The following is a 16,020-nucleotide window of genomic DNA, read 5'->3' on the forward strand; positions in this document are numbered from 1 at the left end:
GGCCGCCTGCCTGGCGGCAAGACCTGAAGAAAGCCGGCCATCGTGGCCGGCTTTTTCACGTTCGAGGCCTATCAGCCACGACGTTTCTGTTGTCGTTCACGATTGGCCGCACGGGTGCGCTCGCTCTTGCGCAGCATGACCCAGGTAGCGCCGATGCCACCATCGCCTTGCCCCGCCGAGACAAATGCCTGGACCTCATCCACCGCGGCAAGCCACTTGGCGAGGTAGGAACGCAGCACATTGGACGGACTGTCGATCTCGCGGCCGCGACCGTGCACGATCAACACCGACCGCAGGTCATGTTCACGGGCCTCGCGGAGAAAATCGGGCAAGGCGCGCCGGCACTCTTCCAGCGGACGGCGTAACAGATGCAGGCTGGCCTGGGCCGGATAACCGCCATGGCGCAGGCGCTCCACGACGCCCCGCTGAATGCCGTCACGGCGAAACTCGAGCGGATCGAAGGGAGGTACGAGGTCGACGAAATCGTCCGACAGCCCCAGGCTCGACCCGCTTTCGGCCACGGCACTTTCCCGTCGTGCCAATTGAGCGTCGCTGGGATTGCGGCGTGGACGCCCCGGGTCGGCGCGGCCTGTTCCGCCACGCAGGGGACGTACCTCTCCCACCAGTGCCCGGAAATCCATCTCGTCATGTTGGGATCGTGTCATGGGGCACCTCCAGCTCGAATGGGGGGAGTCTTCCATCCTAGCGTTCCGCCGCCGGCTAGCAAAGGTGACTCTGCCCCTTGGCCATCAAGCGGCTGCTGTCGTTTCCCAGAGTTTTCATGCCGATACGAGAAACCTCGTCGAGCGAATGTTATCGTCGCCCGTGCGCCGGGCGATCCAAGCCCCATGGGATGAGACATTCATGCAACGAGACCGATGATGATGACCCCACGTCGCCTGGGCCTGTTGGGCTTGTGCCTCGCCCCTTTTGCCATCGCCGGCTGGTTCTGGCTGACCTGGCTCAGCCCCTGGACCTACGAACGCCCCGACTCGCTCCCGGAGGTGGCCAGTGGCGAACACCATCTCTTCGTTTACGGTACCCTGCGCTATGCTCCGATCCGCTGGCTCGTCTACGGGCGAACCGGGGATCCGCAACCAGTGGAACTGCACGGTTACCAACGCAAGGGGCTCGATCTCGTGCCGTCCGCGGGCGACAGCGTCGAAGGGCTCATGCTGACGGTCGACGGAGAGGAACTGGCACATCTCGACCGCTATGAACGCCTGGGCATTCGCTATTTCCGCCAGCAAGTCACGCTGTCCAACGGACAGGAGGCCTGGGTCTATCGACGTATCGAAGGCTAAGATCCTTTCGTGGATGGAGTTTTATGAGGAAGATAACGGTATAAAGAAAGAAATCCTTCTCAAGAATTCCCTGCGTGAACCACCCTTCATAAAGGACGCGCGGATTTTCGCGCCATGAGAGGAACCCTGAAAGGAGGACGTCATGGACGCAGAATTGACATTACTGGAAATGCTCACTCGCCTGGGAGCTGCCGCGGGTCTGGCCCTGGTACTCGGCATCGAACGTGAATTCCGCGGCAAACCCGCCGGCCTGCGTTCCCACATGCTGGTCGCCCTGGGTGCGGCCGCTTTCCTGCTGGTCGGCCTGGAAATTCTCTTTTCCACCGCTGGCAATGGCCCGACGGCACGCATCGATCCGACCCGCATCGTCGAGGGCGTCATCGGCGGCATCGGCTTTCTGGGCGCCGGCAGCATCATCCGCAGCGGCACCAGCGTACAGGGCATCACCACCGGCGCTTCGATCTGGCTGGCCGGTGCCATCGGCATTGCCGCAGGCGTTGGAGACATGGCGCTGGCGACCATGGTCACGCTGCTGGCCCTGATCATCATGACGGTGCTCGGTGCCATCGAGCGTGCCCTGCCCTGGCACAAGCGAGAGGAATGAAGCGAGCGAAGACCGATGTTGTGGGGCTCAGTGGCGACAGCCTACAATGGCTCGGCGCCATTCGACCCGACCATGAGGCCCCGCCATGCTGACCCTGCTGCACAATCCGCGCTGCTCGAAATCCCGTCAGGCCCTGGCACTGCTCGAGGAGCGCGGCGCCGACGTTCAGGTACGCCGGTACCTGGACGATCCGCTCGACGAGAAGGAGCTGCGCTCCTTGATGTCACGCCTGGATGCCGATGGCACTGCCCTGGTACGCACCAATGAAGCGGAATGGAAGGCACTGGACGCCGACATCGACGATCCCGACCAGGTCGTACGCGCCATTGTCGCCCACCCCAAGATCCTGCAGCGCCCGATCGCCGACGATGGCCAGCGCGCCGTGATCGGACGTCCGCCGGAAGACGTGCTCGTTCTGCTCGACTGACCCGCCCCCTTCTTTTCGACTCAGGAAACCGCATGTCCACCCAGCCCTATATCCTGATTCTCTACTATTCGCGCCAGGGCGCGACCCGGGCCATGGCCGAACGCCTGGCCGCCGGCGTCGAGTCGGTGCGCGGCATCGAGGCCCGCCTGCGTACCGTCCCTCCCGTTTCACCGACCTGCGAGGCAGTGGACCCGGAGATTCCCGCCGAAGGGGCGATCTATGCCGATCTCGATGATCTGCGCCATTGCGCCGGCCTGGCTCTCGGCAGCCCGACTCGCTTTGGCAACATGGCCGCTCCCTTGAAATATTTCATCGACACCACCAGCGAGCTCTGGCTGGGAGGCGCCCTGGTCGACCGCCCGGCCACGGCCTTCACTTCCACTTCCAGCCTGCATGGCGGCCAGGAGACAACCCTGATTTCCATGCTGCTGCCCCTGCTGCACCACGGCATGGTCTATGCGGGACTGCCCTACAGCGAGGTGGAATTGATGGAGACCCAGGCCGGCGGGACGCCCTACGGCGCCAGTCATGTGGCCGGCAAGCGCAGCGATCTCCCGCTGGACGATCATGAGCGTCGCCTGGCCTTCGCCCAGGGCAAGCGCTTGGCAAGGCTGGCATTGGCACTGGAACGCCACGAGGAGGATACATGAAGCGCTGGCTGGAAAATCTCGAGGCGCGCGAGGGATTGAGCGTTCTGGTGGCCCGCTGCCGACGCCTGGTCATCGGCAGCTATGCGATACTGATCCTGATGATGATCTACCGAGGCGTGGCGGTGGAAAGTGAAGCCAGCAGTATCGGTCCCATGGTGGCCTTCGTGCTGCCGCTGGTGCTCTTCCTGCCCTCCATCCTGGCCAGGCGCGCGCGCGGGCATGCATGGCTCGCCTTCGTCAGCCTGCTCTACTTCGCCCAGGGTGTCATGGTCGCGGGCCTGCCCGGACAGTTCGCGCGAGGCAGTCTGGAAGCGCTGGTCTCGCTGGCCCTGTTCGTCGGGTGCACGGGATACGCTCGCTTTCGCAGCCGCCAGGTCAAGGCTGAGGCATGATCCGACCCGTACCGACCGATGACATCGCTCCAATCATGCCTTGAGCTTGGTACGCCGAGCGGCGACCATGACGAAAAATTCTAGGAGAACGCCATGACACGAGATATTGCCGATATACGGCGCGACTATGAAGGCGGTCGGCTCGAAGAAGGCCAGGTGCCCGACCAGCCCTTGTCCCTGTTCGATGAGTGGCTGGCCCTGGCCCTGGAGTCCGAGGGGGACGACGGCAATGTCATGACCCTGGCCACTGCCGACAGTCAGGGCATGCCCCATGCCCGCGTGGTGTTGCTCAAGGATTTCAACGAGCAGGGGCTGGTCTTCTATACCAATTACCAGAGCCACAAGGGCAGCGAGCTGGCCAATGTGCCGCATGCCGCCCTGGTCTTCTGGTGGCCCTCCCTGGGCCGGCAGGTGCGCGTCGAGGGCCCTGTGGAACAGGTCAGCGATGCGGAATCCGATGCCTACTTCGCCAGCCGTCCCCGGGCCAGCCAACTGGGCGCCTGGGTCGCCACCCAGAGCGTGGTGATTCCGGGCCGCAACTGGCTCGAGGAACGCGAACAGCGCTTCCAGCGAGCCTATGAAGGCCAGGAGATCGAGCGGCCCGGCCATTGGGGCGGCTATCGTGTGGTGCCGGAAATGATCGAATTCTGGCAAGGACAGCCGAGCCGCCTGCACGACCGCATTCGCTACGAGCGACGCGCCAACACCTGGAGCCATTTCCGCCTGGCCCCCTGACGGCGGAGGCGCCGGTCAATCCGGCAGCGCCGTCTCGAGACGATGGCGCTGCCATTCGCTCTGCGGTTCGTTGAGGCGCAGTACGGCATCCACGACCTGTTCTTCCATGTTGTAGCGCTGACGAAAGCCGAGCTGCTTCATCAGTGCACGCATCGGATGGTTGTCGGCCATGATCTGGCCGACCATCTCCAGGGTGCCGACCCCCTTGCTATAGCGGATCATCCTTTCCATCAGCAGCTTGCCGATGCCCAATCCCTGCAGGTCGTCGCGGATGATGATCGAGAATTCGGTGCGAATATTGTCCGGGTCGTTCCAGACACGCACCACGCCCAGCATCTCCTTGGCCCCATCGTCGAGCAGGTGCTCGGCGATGAAGGCCATCTGGCGGTCATAATTGATATGCGAGAGCATCGACAGGTCCCGCTGTGACAAGTCCGCCTTGTGGTGGAAATAGCGGAACCGGATGCTCTGCTCGGAAAGCTGGGTATGAAAGCGTGTGATCAAGGGCGCATCCTCGGCACGAATCGGTCGCACCTCGACGTCCCAGCCATTGCCGAGCGTCACCCATTCGCGCAGCTCCTCGGGATAGGGCATGATCGCGAAACGTGCCGGCTCGCCGAGATCCATGGCGAAATCCACGGCGACCAGACCATCGCGATTGAGCAGCACCGGGTTGAGTTCGAGCCCGCTGAGCGTCGGCAGGTCGCTGGCCATCTGCGAGAGCTTGACCAGCAGCTCGCAGATGCGCTCGATGTCCCGTTCGGGATCGCTCGAATGCTCGCGAATCAAGCGCGCCGCATGGGTTCGTCCGACCACATCCGCCGCCAGGGACATGTTCAAGGGCGGCAAGGCCACTTGCCGATCGGCCAGGATATTGACCTTGTAGCCACCGATGCCGAACACGATCAACGGCCCGAACACCGGGTCCCGGGTGATGCCCGCGCATAGCTGCATGGAATGCTTGCCACGCTGCATCGCCTGGAGGCAATACTCGCGAATGGCGAGATCGGGAAACTTCTCGCGCACCTTGTCACCCAGCCGGATCACCCCTTCGGCCACCTGCTCGGATGTGGCCAGATCCTGCAACAGCCCCGCCGAGAGCTTGTGCGGATGGCGTCGATAACGGAAGGGGCGACAATTGCCATCGTGCACCACCTTGAGCGCCATGGGCCCATCGAAGCCTTGCGTTGCTTCGTCGGCCTGTTCGGGCGTCTGCAGATAGCGGCTCGGGGCGGGAGGAATGCCATAGGTCTCGAGCACCCGCGACACCTCGGAATGATCGAGACTCTGCCGTCCCTCGGACCGGGCGCTGTCGATCAGTTCGCGGCAATGGGCGCGGATTGCCGGTGTGGTGTCGAAGGAAAGACTGGGCGGCGTTTCCTGGAGCAGCGACTGCACCCGCTGATAATCGACCATGTGCATGAAGGCCTTGATGGCCTTCTCCGGCGAGATATAGGTGGGAATCCCTGCCTGGTTGCACTCGTGTCGGGCCGACAGGGCCTCTTCCAGCCCCATCCAGCTGGTCAGAAGGTTGCGCTTGAAACGCTTGCGGGCCTCGATGACGGCACGTGCCGTGTCCAGCGAAGGCGCCAGTCGGGTCGGTGCGTGGACCACCAGAACGGCATCGACACCGGGGTCGGCGGCGACCAGCTCGAGGGTCTCGACGAAATGCTCCGGCGTGGCAAGGCCGCCGAGATCCACCGGATTTTCGCCCGGCTTGCTGCGATCCCGGTGTTCCTGCCGAAGCCTGCGCTGCGTCGCCTCCTCGAAGGTCGCCAGGCGACCGCCGGCACTGATCAGCTTGTCGATGGCCAGCATCGCCGGCCCCAGGCCATTGGACACCACTGCCAGGCGATCGCCGCGCAGCGGCTTCATGCGCGACAGCGTTTCCAGGGCATCGAACAGCTCATCGGAGTCATCGACGCGCACCACACCGGCGCGTGCGAAGGCGGCATCGAAGACCTGGTCGCGATTGGCGATGCCCGGTGTCGGCGGCAGGTTCGAGATATCCGATTCCGCGGTTCGACCACTCTTGATGGCCAGCACCAGTCGATGACGCGACGCATCGCGCATCGCAGTCATCAAGTGCTGGGCGTCTAGGATGCGTTCCAGATGCAGCAGAATGGCCTGGGTCGGCGCGTACTGGTTGATGTAGTCGATCAGGTCCGGCAGCATCACGTCGACGCTGTCGCCCAGCGTCAGCAGATGCGAAAAACCGATGCCACGCCCCGCTGCCCAATCGATCATGGCATTGCCCAGCATGCCCGACTGTCCCAGGTAGGCTACGCGACCGCGCTTGACCGGTTGGCTGGCGTAGGAGGCATTGAGCTTGCGACCGGGTACGATCAATCCCATGCATTCTGGCCCGAGCACCCGAATGCCGGAGGCCCGCGCCGCGCTCAGCATGCGCGAACGCACCGATTCCGTCTCGCCGCATGGATCATCGAGATGCGCGCCCCCCGACAGCACCAGCGCCGCCCGTATCCCGAAGCGCCCCAGCCGCTCGATCATGGCCGGCACCGTTTCCACCGGCGAGCAGATCACCGCCAGGTCCGGCACCTCCGGCAGGCGGGAGACACGACTCACGCAGGGTTCGCCGAACACCTGCTCGTACCCCTTGGGATTGAGCGCCCAGATCGCGCCGGAAAAGCCTCCCTCGCGCAGGTTGCGCAGCACCAGCCCTCCCATGGAGTGAGGTTTCTCCGATGCGCCGACCACCACGATGCTGCCCGGCTCGAAGAAATGGGAAAGAAAGCGGGTGCTCATCGGATGCTCCATCGGCTGGATGTTACAAGGTTTTTCCCTATGTACGACTTATTGCCAGTGTCATGCAAGGACTCGCCACCCCTATGGTAGACGCATCCAGCGGAGAGCACGCATGATCACGGCCTACATCACCCACCCCGACCATCCCCGGCACTACATGGGACCTGAGCATCCCGAATCGCCCCAACGACTGGATGCCATCCGTGCTCGCCTGCTGCGCTCGGGCATTCTCCAGCAGACCATGCAGTCCGATGCCGTCGAGGCCAGCATGGCACAACTGCGGCGCGTCCACCCCGAGGCGCACCTGCGCCTGCTCGAACATCGCTTGCCGGAACAAGGCTTCACGACGATCGATGGCGATACTCTCATGACGCCCGACAGCCTGCGCATCGCAAGACTCGCCGCCGGCGCGGCGATCAAGGGTGTCGACCGGGTCTACCGCCATCAGGCCGACAATGCCTTCTGCGCCATGCGCCCGCCCGGCCACCATGCCGAGGCCAGCAACGCCATGGGCTTTTGCCTCTACAACAATGTCGCGGTGGCCGCCGCCCACGCCCGGAACCAATATGGCGCGCGCCGGGTGGCGATTCTCGATTTCGATGTCCATCAGTGCAACGGCACCATCGATATTTTCCAGAACGACCCGAACGTGCTGATCTGCACCAGTTTTCAGTATCCCTTCTATCCCTGGCGCTATCTCGACTGCCGGGCATCCAACATCGTCAATACACCGCTGCCGGCCGGCACCGACGGCCCTGCCTTCCGTCGCGCCATCGAGGCAAGCTGGCTGCCGGCCCTGCACGATTTCCGGCCCGACTTGGTGCTGGTCTCGGCAGGCTTCGATGCCCATCGCGAGGATCCGCTGGCCGAGCTCTGCCTGGGCGACGAAGACTTCTACTGGGTGAGCCGTCTGGCCGTCGAGATCGCCGAACGCTATGCCCAGCGGCGCCTGGTCACGGTTCTCGAGGGCGGCTACGCGGGCGATGCCCTGGGGCGCAGCACCGAAGCCTATCTCAAGGCCTTGCTCGGCCTGCCCTTCGATTGAACCGCGCCGTTTCCCGGCATCGAGAAACACGACCGACCATATCAGCCGCTAGCGAACATGTCGCCATCGGCCAGGTACGGGTCGTCGGGACTACCCGACGCCCCGGGTGGTTATGGTAATCTGATGGAAACTCCGTTTCCGATAGTGAATTCCGATGACCGCCAGCAACGATCAGGACGCCGCCCTGCGCATTGCCTCCGGGCGCAAGCCATTCGTCGAGCCTCTGCGGCTCGGCGAACGGCTCAAGGAGATCCGCCTGGCCAATGAATGGACCCTGGGCGATGTCAGCGAACGCACGGGGCTGGCACGTTCCACGCTTTCCAAGATCGAGAACGACCAGATCTCGCCGACCTTCACCGCGGTACAGAAGCTGATCAGCGGCCTGGATATCGATCTCCCGCAACTACTCAGCCAGCCGCAGACCAAGACGCGCACCATGGGCCGCCGGGACCTGACGCGCCGAGGGGAAGGTCAACAGCACCCCACCCCGACCTACGAGCACGAACTGCTCAGTTGCGAACTGGCCCAGAAGCGCATGATCCCCTTCAAGACCATCGTGCGCGCTCGCCGCTTCGAGGAATTCAGCGAATGGGTCCGTCACGACGGCGAGGAGTTCCTGATGATTCTCGAAGGCGAGATTCAGCTGTTCTCCGAGTTCTACGAACCGCTTCAACTGGCCAAGGGCGACAGTATCTACTTCGATAGTGACATGGGTCATGCCCTGGTCTCGGTCAGTGAGGAGGATGCCGTGGTATTGTCGGTGTGCACGCCGCGGGATGGTCTTTGACGGACAGCGCACCTCCTCCGGCAAGATATCGAACCGCTACCCAACGGAGTGACACCATGCAGGACTTCGACGACGCCACCCGTACCGAACTCGAGGCCGCCGCCTTTCGCCGCTTGCTGCGCCATCTCGACGAGAACAAGGACGTTCAGAACATCGATCTGATGATCCTTGCCGACTTCTGCCGCAATTGCCTCTCCAAGTGGCTGGTGGCCGAGGCCGAAGCGCGCGGTGAGTCGCTGGATTACGAAGCCGCCCGCGAGTATGTCTACGGCATGCCCTACAGCGAATGGAAGTCACGCTATCAGGCCGACGCCACGCCGGAACAACTGGCCGCCCTCGAGGCCCGCCAGGCCGCGAAGCGCGAGCGGGGCGACGACGAATGAGCGAGGCGATGATTCCCCTGTCCGTGGCGGTACTCACCGTCTCCGACACGCGTACCGAAGAGACCGACCGTAGCGGCCGGACCCTGGTGGAACGCCTCGAGGCCGCCGGCCACCGGCTGTACGACAAGCGCATCGTCGTCGACGATGTCTACCGCATTCGCGCCCAGGTGGCGGCCTGGATCGCCGAGCCTGAAGTGCAGGTCATCCTGACCACCGGCGGTACCGGCTTCACCGGGCGCGACTCCACCCCTGAGGCCGTCTCGGTGCTGCTCGACAAGCGGATCGAAGGCTTCGGCGAGCTCTTCCGCCACCTCTCCTGGCAGGAGATCGGCAGTTCCACCGTGCAGAGCCGCTGCCTCGGCGGTCTGGCCAACGCGACCGTCGTCTTTTGCCTGCCCGGCTCTACCGGCGCTTGCCGCACCGCCTGGGACGGCATCCTCGCTGAACAGCTCGACAGCCGCCACCAGCCCTGCAACTTCGCCAACCTGGTGATTCCGGAACGAGGCCAGCATGTCTGACACTGCATCTCTCCAGTCGGTGGAAGCCGGCCTAGAGTCCCTGCTCGAGGGCGTCCCGGTACTGCCGACGGAAACCCTGCCCTGCGAACGAGCGGCACGCCGCGTGCTTCCGGCCGATGTCACCGCCCGTCTCGATGTGCCGCCCTTCGACAACAGCGCCATGGACGGTTATGCCCTGCGCCATACCGATGCCGGACGCGTCCTGCCGGTTTCGCAGCGCATCGTCGCCGGCGCGAGCGCCGAGCCCCTGGCACCGGGTAGTTGTGCCCGCATTTTCACCGGCGGTGCGATGCCTCAAGGCGCCGATTGCGTCGTTCGGCAGGAAAACGCCGAGGTCACCGCCGACGGTATCCGGGTGCCCGACGACATCCCCGTCCATGACAATGTGCGTCATCGCGGCAGTGACGTGCGCGCGGGCACGCCATTGCTGAGCGCCGGCATGCGTCTCGATGCCGCCGCCCTCGGCCACCTCGCCGGACAGGGCATCACCGAGGTCGAGGTACGCCGCCGTCCGCGCGTCGCCCTGCTCTCCACCGGTGACGAAATCGTCGAACCCGGCCAGCCGCTGAAAGCCGGCCAGATCTACAACAGCAACCGGCCCATGCTGATCCAGCTGCTCGAAACCTTCGGGGCCGAGGTCACACGCCTGACCAGCGTGCCGGACGAGGCCGAGGGCACCCGCGCACTGCTCAGCGAAGCGGCTCAGGATGCCGATGTGGTCATCACCACCGGCGGGGTCAGTGTCGGCGAGGAAGATCACGTCAAGACGGCGCTCGAGTCACTGGGGCGGCTCGACCTGTGGAAGCTGGCCATGCGTCCGGGCAAACCGCTCGCCCTGGGTCGCCTCCCCGACGGCAATGGTGGCGAGACACGCTTCGTCGGACTGCCGGGAAACCCGGTCTCCAGCTTCGTGGCGGCCTGGCTGTTCCTGCGGCCTCTCATGGGCGCCCTGCTCGATTGCCCCGAGCTTGGCCAACTGCCAAGGCTCACCGCCCGAGCCGACTTCTCGGCACGCACGGGGCCACGCCGCCACTACATGCGCGTGACGCTGACGTTTTCTGCAGAGGGAATCGTTGCCCAGGCCTTTCCCGACCAGAATTCCGGCGTGCTGTCGTCCTGTGTCGGTGCCGACGCCCTGGCGATCATCGAGCCCGACTCGAACATCACCGCCGGCGATAGCATCGACTGCCTGTGGCTGCGCGGGGATTGAAGCTCAGGGAGCCACGCCCAGCTCCGCCTCTAGATCGTTCCAGAGCGACTCGAACTCCCTGGCCAGATGCCCATAGTCGCGCTCCATCCAGGGCACCAGCCGCGCCAGTTGATTGGGGCCGTCGATACGGCGGCCCACGCCAGCCACCGCCCGGCAGGTGAAGGAGAAATCGGCGTATCCCCTCAGCCAGTCCTGGCGTATCAGGGCCGGCATCATCGCTTCCAGGCGACGCGGTGCGACACGGCCGTCCAGTACCCGATAGCAACGCCCCACCAGGGCATCGCGTTCGCCGACCTCCAGGTGGCGGGCCAGGAAATGGTCCCACAGCAGATCGAGGGCGATGCCCGCATAACGGCGCTGCGGCGATGGCGCCCTCGCCCGTGCATCACGCACGACCGGATGCGCATCCACATAGGCATCCACGCGGCGGTGATGACGGATACCACGGGCGATCTCCGTCCCCCAGGCGTCGAGATCCGCGCCCTTGACGCCATCGGCAATGAGGTTGCCGTACAGGAAATCGTCCGTTCCGCCTCTTGCCAGCCAACCATGCGCCAGGAAATTCATGTCACAGACAATGGCTGGGTTTGGGCAACCCCGCCAGGCGGGCCGCCACCTTGGCGGGACTACCGGGGAAGAGTCGCATCAGATGGATCGAACGCCCCTTTTCCGGCCCCAGGGCACGCCCCACGGCCTTGACCAGGGGGCGCATGGCAGGCGCCATCTCGTAGCGTGCATAGAAGTCGCGCAGCACCTCGATCACCTCCCAGTGCGCCTCATCCAGCGCGATGCCCTCTTCTGCGGCCAGCGCCCTGGCGACATCCGGGGTCCATTGCTCTAGCTCGACGAGATAGCCTTCGGGATCGAGGGCCACGCTCGTGGTGTCAGAAACTGGAAGATAACGGTATATTTCCGTAGTTGCCATCAGTACCAACTCAAGGTTCGTTCAGCCTGCTCGGTCAAGGTCACAAAACCATCGACATCCACCACCTTCACCCTTTCATCGTGGCGGCCCATGAGACCTCGGGCCTCGAGATCCTCGCGCAAGGCGTAGAGTCGTCCCCCGATATTCGCGAATCCATCGACCAGGGACGGCAGTGCGCCCTGTACGCCATCTTCGATGAGCAGCAACCGATCTTCGGCCGTCATGGCCGAGAGCGCCTGTTCGACCGCCCGGCCGGCATCCGGCGCACGGTTCACGATATGCAGTTTCATAGATTCCTCGTCGACAGCCCCGCCCCTCTAGAACGTCAGCACCAGGGCGTGGCGCTCCACCAGCTCCGCGATGCTCGCATCGTCCAGGCGGTGGGTCGCCAGCAACAGATCCTGCTGTTCGAGACCATAGCGCTCCATGACCTGCCCCTCGACATACAAGGCCTCGATATCATACATCTCGAGCATCTCGAGCGTCGGACCCGTGCCTTTCTGCCCCAGCGCGCCCGGTCCCTGCCCCTCCAGCAAGGCCAGAACGCCCTCGCCCATGAAAAGCAGCGACACCTCCCGGCCGAAAGCGGCGCCCACCAGGGCAGCATCGAGGCCTTCCCGCAGCCAGCTCGAACCATGAGGGCCATGGCGAAGGATCACCAGCAGATCGCCATCGGGCATTTGCGAATCACGCATCATCATTCCTCTGGACGGAGCACTCTAGGAGGAGAAAGTCACCAGGCGATCACAGTTCAGCCCCAAGTCGACGAGCTGGCCGAGCCCCGTCAATTCGAAGGGAGCCTCCACACTGTATCCCGACTTGCCATGCCGGCTCGCTTCACGTTCGTCCAGCAGGCCACGTCGCAATGCCGCCGCGATGCAGACCTGCAAAGCCACGCCGTGTTCAGCATTCAAGGCCGTCCAGCCATCCACCAGATGGGGTTCGTCCTGAGGAGGAGCGGCAAGCCGGGAAGCGTTGTAGACGCCGTCATGGTAGAAGAAAACGGTTTCCAGCTGATGCCCCCGCGCCAGCACGGCACGAGCGAAGCGCAATGCCGAATGGCTGGCCTGATGGCTATAGGGCGCGCCCATCAACAGGATCGCATAGCGCATGATACATCTCTCTGAACGCGCTGGCCCCGCCGTAGCGGGGCCAGCATGGCAGTGGACATCCGCGGTGGATCAGTCCTGACTCATGATACCCAGAATGGAAAGCAGGCTGACGAACAGGTTATAGATGGAAACGTACAGGGTGATGGTGGCGAGGATGTAGTTGGTCTCGCCGGCGCGATGCACGATCTCGCTGGTCTGATAGAGGATGGCCGCAGCGGAGAAGAGCACGAAACCGGCGGAAACCATCAGCGAGAGGCCGGGAATCTGCAGGAAGATGCTGGCCAGCATGGCAAGCACCAGCACGATGGCCCCGGCAAGCAGGAAGTTGCTCAGGAAGCTGAAGTCCTTGCGGGTCACCAGCGCCACGGCGGAAAGGCCGAGGAAGGTAAGACCGGTCATGCCCAGTGCGGTCATGATCAGTTGCGCCCCATTGGGCAAGGTCAGGTAGGCACTGAGGAGTGGCCCGAGGGTAAAGCCCATGAAGCCGGTGAAAGCGAAAGTCGCCAGTAGACCGAAGGCAGAGTTGGCGGTCTTGTGGACCAGGAACATCAACCCATAGGCACCGATGAAGAACACCAGGATGTTCATCTGCTGAACGCCCAGCGCCACGGCGGCGCCAGCCGTCACGGCCGAGAACAGCAGCGTCATCGCCAACAGCCCGTAGGTATTGCGTAGCGTCTTGTTGGCACTGACGCTTCGTGACTGCTGATGCGTCACGTGAGTGTCTTGGTAAGCCATTGATCTAGAGCTCCCTGTTTTATGATGATCCAGGCAATCGACACAGAATGCCCCCTGAAGGTTCCCGACGCAAGCGCCCATCGAGCAGCCCCGCCGTTCCTCTCCAGGAGGGTTGGCGTCCCGTCGTCCGGCAGACGATGCAGGAGACGCGGCCCATGTAGTATACGTCACGCGCCTTCATTGCCCAGGTAACATCTTGATCGGCCAGGGCTCTTGACTCAACGAAAAATCTTGGTAGGATACACCGCCGTGAGCCGGAGGGATGGCAGAGCGGTTGAATGCACCGGTCTTGAAAACCGGCGAAGGCGCGAGTCTTCCCAGGGTTCGAATCCCTGTCCCTCCGCCACCTTCTTCAAGGGAATCAGCTACTTAGCTGGTTCCCTTTTTCGTTTTTGGCGATTAAAAACTGATCAAAAGTGCAACGGTGCAACGCCTACCCGTTGCACCATCCCACCTAGACCGGCAAGGAATAGACGAAAGTCTTAAAGATTGGCCGGAAAGACAACGTTCGACCCGCAAACCCGCCTCAAGTAAAAGCCTGTGAGCTCCCGACCAGGAGAACCACGACTAGGGGACTGAGTCCCAGGCCACTGTACCAGGTCGGCCTCCTATTATTATGCAGCGTGACCCGTACTGCACCTCTCTCGTTGCGCTCGATCATAGCCATTCCTTGGTCATGTCGAGAGAGGTGGTATCTCCTGCTGGGGGGCGCCCGCCGTTCGGGTTTTTGCTCAATTCTGAACATAAGTCCTAGTGCGACCTGATGCCCATGCTCTGACGCACAACACCTATACTTAAGAAGTGGCGAGAGCCGGCGCCAGGCGACGAGACCTAGCCCGCCTTGCTACCCTCCCTATCGAGCACTAGGCTTCCTCATTAGGCCGTGCTGCTCGCGTACAAGGCCACCTCTGCAACATCGTTTAACATGAGTTACACAACAATATACGAGAAAATGTCGTTATGAAGCGGGGTGCTAGATACCCTGTATAGGGTTCAGCACCCATCACTTCAAATAGGCGAGGGAGTATTTCGATCATGCAGAATACGATGCACAGAGCCGTTACAAGCGCACTGGTCGTTGCCGTCGGACTTGTTTCATTTCAAACGGCCGATGCCTGTACGCGCATACTCTGGAACGATAATGAGCTAGCGACAGTTGTTGGACGCACTATGGACTGGCCTGAATCCACAGAACCGGCACTGACTGTCATGCCACGCGGGATAGAGCGCAATGGAGGCATGACAGGGTCTGTCGTAACAGTCAAGGAGAACCCGGCCAAGTGGACCTCCGAGTACGCCAGCATGGTCACGACAGTCTATGGAATTGGTTCGGTAGACGGGTTCAATGAAAAAGGCTTGGCTGGTCATCTGCTATATTTGAATGACACGGATTTCGGAACCCGAGATGCGAGCAAACCAGGTGTTCAGGCGGGGCTGTGGCTCCAATTTGTCCTTGATAACGCAGCGACCGTGGACGAAGCCCTTGAATTGCTGGACACAGTCCAAGTCGTAATGACTGAGGCAAATGGCCACAAGTCCAATGTCCATCTGGCCATTGAAGACGGCAGTGGCGACTCAGCTATTATTGAGTATATTGATGGTGCGCCGGTGGTGCATCATAATCCCGAACATCAGGTCATGACCAATGACCCAACATATGACAAACAACTCGAACTGTTGGCACAGCAGGATTTTTCCAACCCCAGCAGCGATACCCCCCTTCCCGGCAATGTAAAGGCTACCGATCGTTTCCAGCGTGCCGCTTACTACCTGGCGATGCTGCCGGAGCCCAAGAACGAGCGTGAAGCGATTGCCGGTATCTTGGCTATTGCACGCAATGTCTCTGTTCCGTTCGGGGCACCTTACAAAGATTTCGGAGTCTACAATACCGAATACCGTACTGCGATGAACCTTAATGACAGGCGATACTACTTCGAGCTGACCACTAGCCCCAACGTAATTTGGACGGATCTTACTGAATTTGATCTAACTGATGGCGCCCCTGTGATGACGCTTGACCCGGACAACGTTGATCTCGCAGGCAATGTTACGGCCAGCTTCAAAGAAGCTGATGAAGCACCATTCTAGCTTCCGGTAGTTTCATGGCTGCCTCTTATCACCAAACAGGAGGTAGCCATGAAAGCACGTAATAACCTGCTTTTGGTAGCCAATACTGGCAAATAATCAAAACACCCCACTCGCTAGGCCCTCGCATTTCCCAACGGGAAGCACTAGCCTCGCGGTATGCCCCATCGTATTGCTTACATGCTCCACTTCAGTGATGAGGAAAGGCGGAAGATTCGACGCCTCCAATCCTTAGAGCACTACCGCAAGCCATGGGCGATCGCGGCAGGTATCGGTGCCGGCTTCCTGGTATTCGCCTCACAAGGCGTACTGTATGCCCAACCGCACTTCTACCACTTC

Annotated in this window: 20 protein-coding genes and 1 tRNA gene; 13 read left to right on the top strand and 8 right to left on the bottom strand. The window is 62.4% G+C overall.

What is annotated here, in order from left to right:
• Positions 1 to 71: 71 nt before the first annotated feature.
• On the bottom strand, positions 72 to 665 hold the full coding sequence (gene smrA / locus HELO_RS08795) for a DNA endonuclease SmrA (RefSeq protein ID WP_013332365.1): 594 nt from the start codon (positions 663 to 665) through the stop codon (positions 72 to 74).
• Between the two features lie 216 nt (positions 666 to 881).
• On the opposite strand from smrA, the gene HELO_RS08805 reads away from it, so the two are divergent.
• The 6 genes from HELO_RS08805 (at position 882) to pdxH (ending at position 4,112) form a co-directional block, all read left to right on the top strand.
• Complete coding sequence (locus HELO_RS08805; RefSeq protein ID WP_109637414.1) at positions 882 to 1,304, top strand: gamma-glutamylcyclotransferase family protein; 423 nt, start codon at positions 882 to 884, stop codon at positions 1,302 to 1,304.
• A 142-nt stretch (positions 1,305 to 1,446) separates the two neighbouring features.
• Positions 1,447 to 1,908 (top strand): MgtC/SapB family protein, encoded by a 462-nt coding sequence (locus HELO_RS08810; RefSeq protein WP_013332367.1) that lies wholly within the window; start codon positions 1,447 to 1,449, stop codon positions 1,906 to 1,908.
• A gap of 85 nt (positions 1,909 to 1,993) precedes the next feature.
• Entirely contained in the window at positions 1,994 to 2,335 is a 342-nt protein-coding gene (locus tag HELO_RS08815; protein ID WP_013332368.1) for an arsenate reductase family protein, read from the top strand.
• Between the two features lie 32 nt (positions 2,336 to 2,367).
• Positions 2,368 to 2,985, top strand: coding sequence for an NAD(P)H:quinone oxidoreductase (gene wrbA / locus HELO_RS08820; protein ID WP_013332369.1), 618 nt, complete (start codon positions 2,368 to 2,370; stop codon positions 2,983 to 2,985).
• The gene (locus HELO_RS08825; protein WP_013332370.1) at positions 2,982 to 3,377 is read left to right on the top strand and encodes a DUF2069 domain-containing protein; all 396 of its coding nucleotides are present in this window, start codon (positions 2,982 to 2,984) and stop codon (positions 3,375 to 3,377) included. The genes wrbA and HELO_RS08825 overlap by 4 nt, the downstream gene beginning before the upstream one ends.
• Positions 3,378 to 3,470: 93 nt before the next feature.
• The gene (gene pdxH, locus HELO_RS08830; protein WP_013332371.1) at positions 3,471 to 4,112 is read left to right on the top strand and encodes a pyridoxamine 5'-phosphate oxidase; all 642 of its coding nucleotides are present in this window, start codon (positions 3,471 to 3,473) and stop codon (positions 4,110 to 4,112) included.
• Positions 4,113 to 4,127: 15 nt separating this feature from the next.
• On the opposite strand, the gene HELO_RS08835 is transcribed toward pdxH, so the two are convergent.
• The gene (locus tag HELO_RS08835) at positions 4,128 to 6,878 is read right to left on the bottom strand and encodes a bifunctional acetate--CoA ligase family protein/GNAT family N-acetyltransferase (RefSeq protein WP_013332372.1); all 2,751 of its coding nucleotides are present in this window, start codon (positions 6,876 to 6,878) and stop codon (positions 4,128 to 4,130) included.
• Positions 6,879 to 6,990: 112 nt separating this feature from the next.
• Between HELO_RS08835 and HELO_RS08840 the strand changes: the two genes are divergently transcribed.
• The 5 genes from HELO_RS08840 to HELO_RS08860 all read left to right on the top strand — a co-directional run bounded on the left by HELO_RS08840 (position 6,991) and on the right by HELO_RS08860 (position 10,821).
• Positions 6,991 to 7,923: a histone deacetylase family protein gene (locus HELO_RS08840; RefSeq protein ID WP_013332373.1), complete on the top strand. Its 933-nt coding sequence runs from the start codon at positions 6,991 to 6,993 to the stop codon at positions 7,921 to 7,923.
• Between the two features lie 154 nt (positions 7,924 to 8,077).
• Positions 8,078 to 8,710, top strand: coding sequence for a helix-turn-helix domain-containing protein (locus HELO_RS08845; protein WP_013332374.1), 633 nt, complete (start codon positions 8,078 to 8,080; stop codon positions 8,708 to 8,710).
• Positions 8,711 to 8,766: 56 nt separating this feature from the next.
• Positions 8,767 to 9,093: a DUF1244 domain-containing protein gene (locus HELO_RS08850; protein ID WP_013332375.1), complete on the top strand. Its 327-nt coding sequence runs from the start codon at positions 8,767 to 8,769 to the stop codon at positions 9,091 to 9,093.
• Complete coding sequence (gene moaB / locus HELO_RS08855; protein WP_013332376.1) at positions 9,090 to 9,611, top strand: molybdenum cofactor biosynthesis protein B; 522 nt, start codon at positions 9,090 to 9,092, stop codon at positions 9,609 to 9,611. The genes HELO_RS08850 and moaB overlap by 4 nt, the downstream gene beginning before the upstream one ends.
• Positions 9,604 to 10,821 (top strand): molybdopterin molybdotransferase MoeA, encoded by a 1,218-nt coding sequence (locus HELO_RS08860; protein WP_109637416.1) that lies wholly within the window; start codon positions 9,604 to 9,606, stop codon positions 10,819 to 10,821. The genes moaB and HELO_RS08860 overlap by 8 nt, the downstream gene beginning before the upstream one ends.
• A 3-nt stretch (positions 10,822 to 10,824) precedes the next feature.
• Here HELO_RS08860 and HELO_RS08865 read toward each other — a convergent pair whose 3' ends face one another.
• From HELO_RS08865 to HELO_RS08890, 6 genes are all read right to left on the bottom strand, one after another.
• Complete coding sequence (locus HELO_RS08865) at positions 10,825 to 11,388, bottom strand: acyl carrier protein phosphodiesterase (RefSeq protein ID WP_013332378.1); 564 nt, start codon at positions 11,386 to 11,388, stop codon at positions 10,825 to 10,827.
• A 1-nt stretch (position 11,389) separates the two neighbouring features.
• Positions 11,390 to 11,746 carry a TusE/DsrC/DsvC family sulfur relay protein gene (locus tag HELO_RS08870; protein ID WP_013332379.1) on the bottom strand — a complete coding sequence of 119 codons (357 nt, stop codon included), beginning with the start codon at positions 11,744 to 11,746 and terminating at the stop codon, positions 11,390 to 11,392.
• Positions 11,746 to 12,036 (bottom strand): sulfurtransferase complex subunit TusB, encoded by a 291-nt coding sequence (gene tusB, locus HELO_RS08875; protein WP_013332380.1) that lies wholly within the window; start codon positions 12,034 to 12,036, stop codon positions 11,746 to 11,748. Before tusB ends, HELO_RS08870 begins: the two co-directional genes overlap by 1 nt.
• Before the next feature lie 27 nt (positions 12,037 to 12,063).
• Complete coding sequence (tusC, locus tag HELO_RS08880; protein ID WP_013332381.1) at positions 12,064 to 12,441, bottom strand: sulfurtransferase complex subunit TusC; 378 nt, start codon at positions 12,439 to 12,441, stop codon at positions 12,064 to 12,066.
• A gap of 24 nt (positions 12,442 to 12,465) precedes the next feature.
• On the bottom strand, positions 12,466 to 12,858 hold the full coding sequence (tusD, locus tag HELO_RS08885) for a sulfurtransferase complex subunit TusD (protein ID WP_013332382.1): 393 nt from the start codon (positions 12,856 to 12,858) through the stop codon (positions 12,466 to 12,468).
• Positions 12,859 to 12,927: 69 nt separating this feature from the next.
• A complete protein-coding gene (locus HELO_RS08890; RefSeq protein ID WP_013332383.1) occupies positions 12,928 to 13,596 on the bottom strand; it encodes a Bax inhibitor-1/YccA family protein in 669 nt (222 codons plus the stop codon).
• 256 nt (positions 13,597 to 13,852) lie between these two features.
• Between HELO_RS08890 and HELO_RS08895 the strand changes: the two genes are divergently transcribed.
• Both HELO_RS08895 and HELO_RS08900 read left to right on the top strand, forming a co-directional pair.
• Positions 13,853 to 13,942: transfer RNA gene (locus tag HELO_RS08895), tRNA-Ser, on the top strand.
• Positions 13,943 to 14,631: 689 nt separating this feature from the next.
• Entirely contained in the window at positions 14,632 to 15,684 is a 1,053-nt protein-coding gene (locus tag HELO_RS08900; RefSeq protein ID WP_013332384.1) for a linear amide C-N hydrolase, read from the top strand.
• The last annotated feature ends 336 nt before the right edge of the window (positions 15,685 to 16,020 follow it).

This window comes from Halomonas elongata DSM 2581 (genome assembly GCF_000196875.2).
In the GTDB taxonomy this organism is placed as follows: domain Bacteria; phylum Pseudomonadota; class Gammaproteobacteria; order Pseudomonadales; family Halomonadaceae; genus Halomonas; species Halomonas elongata.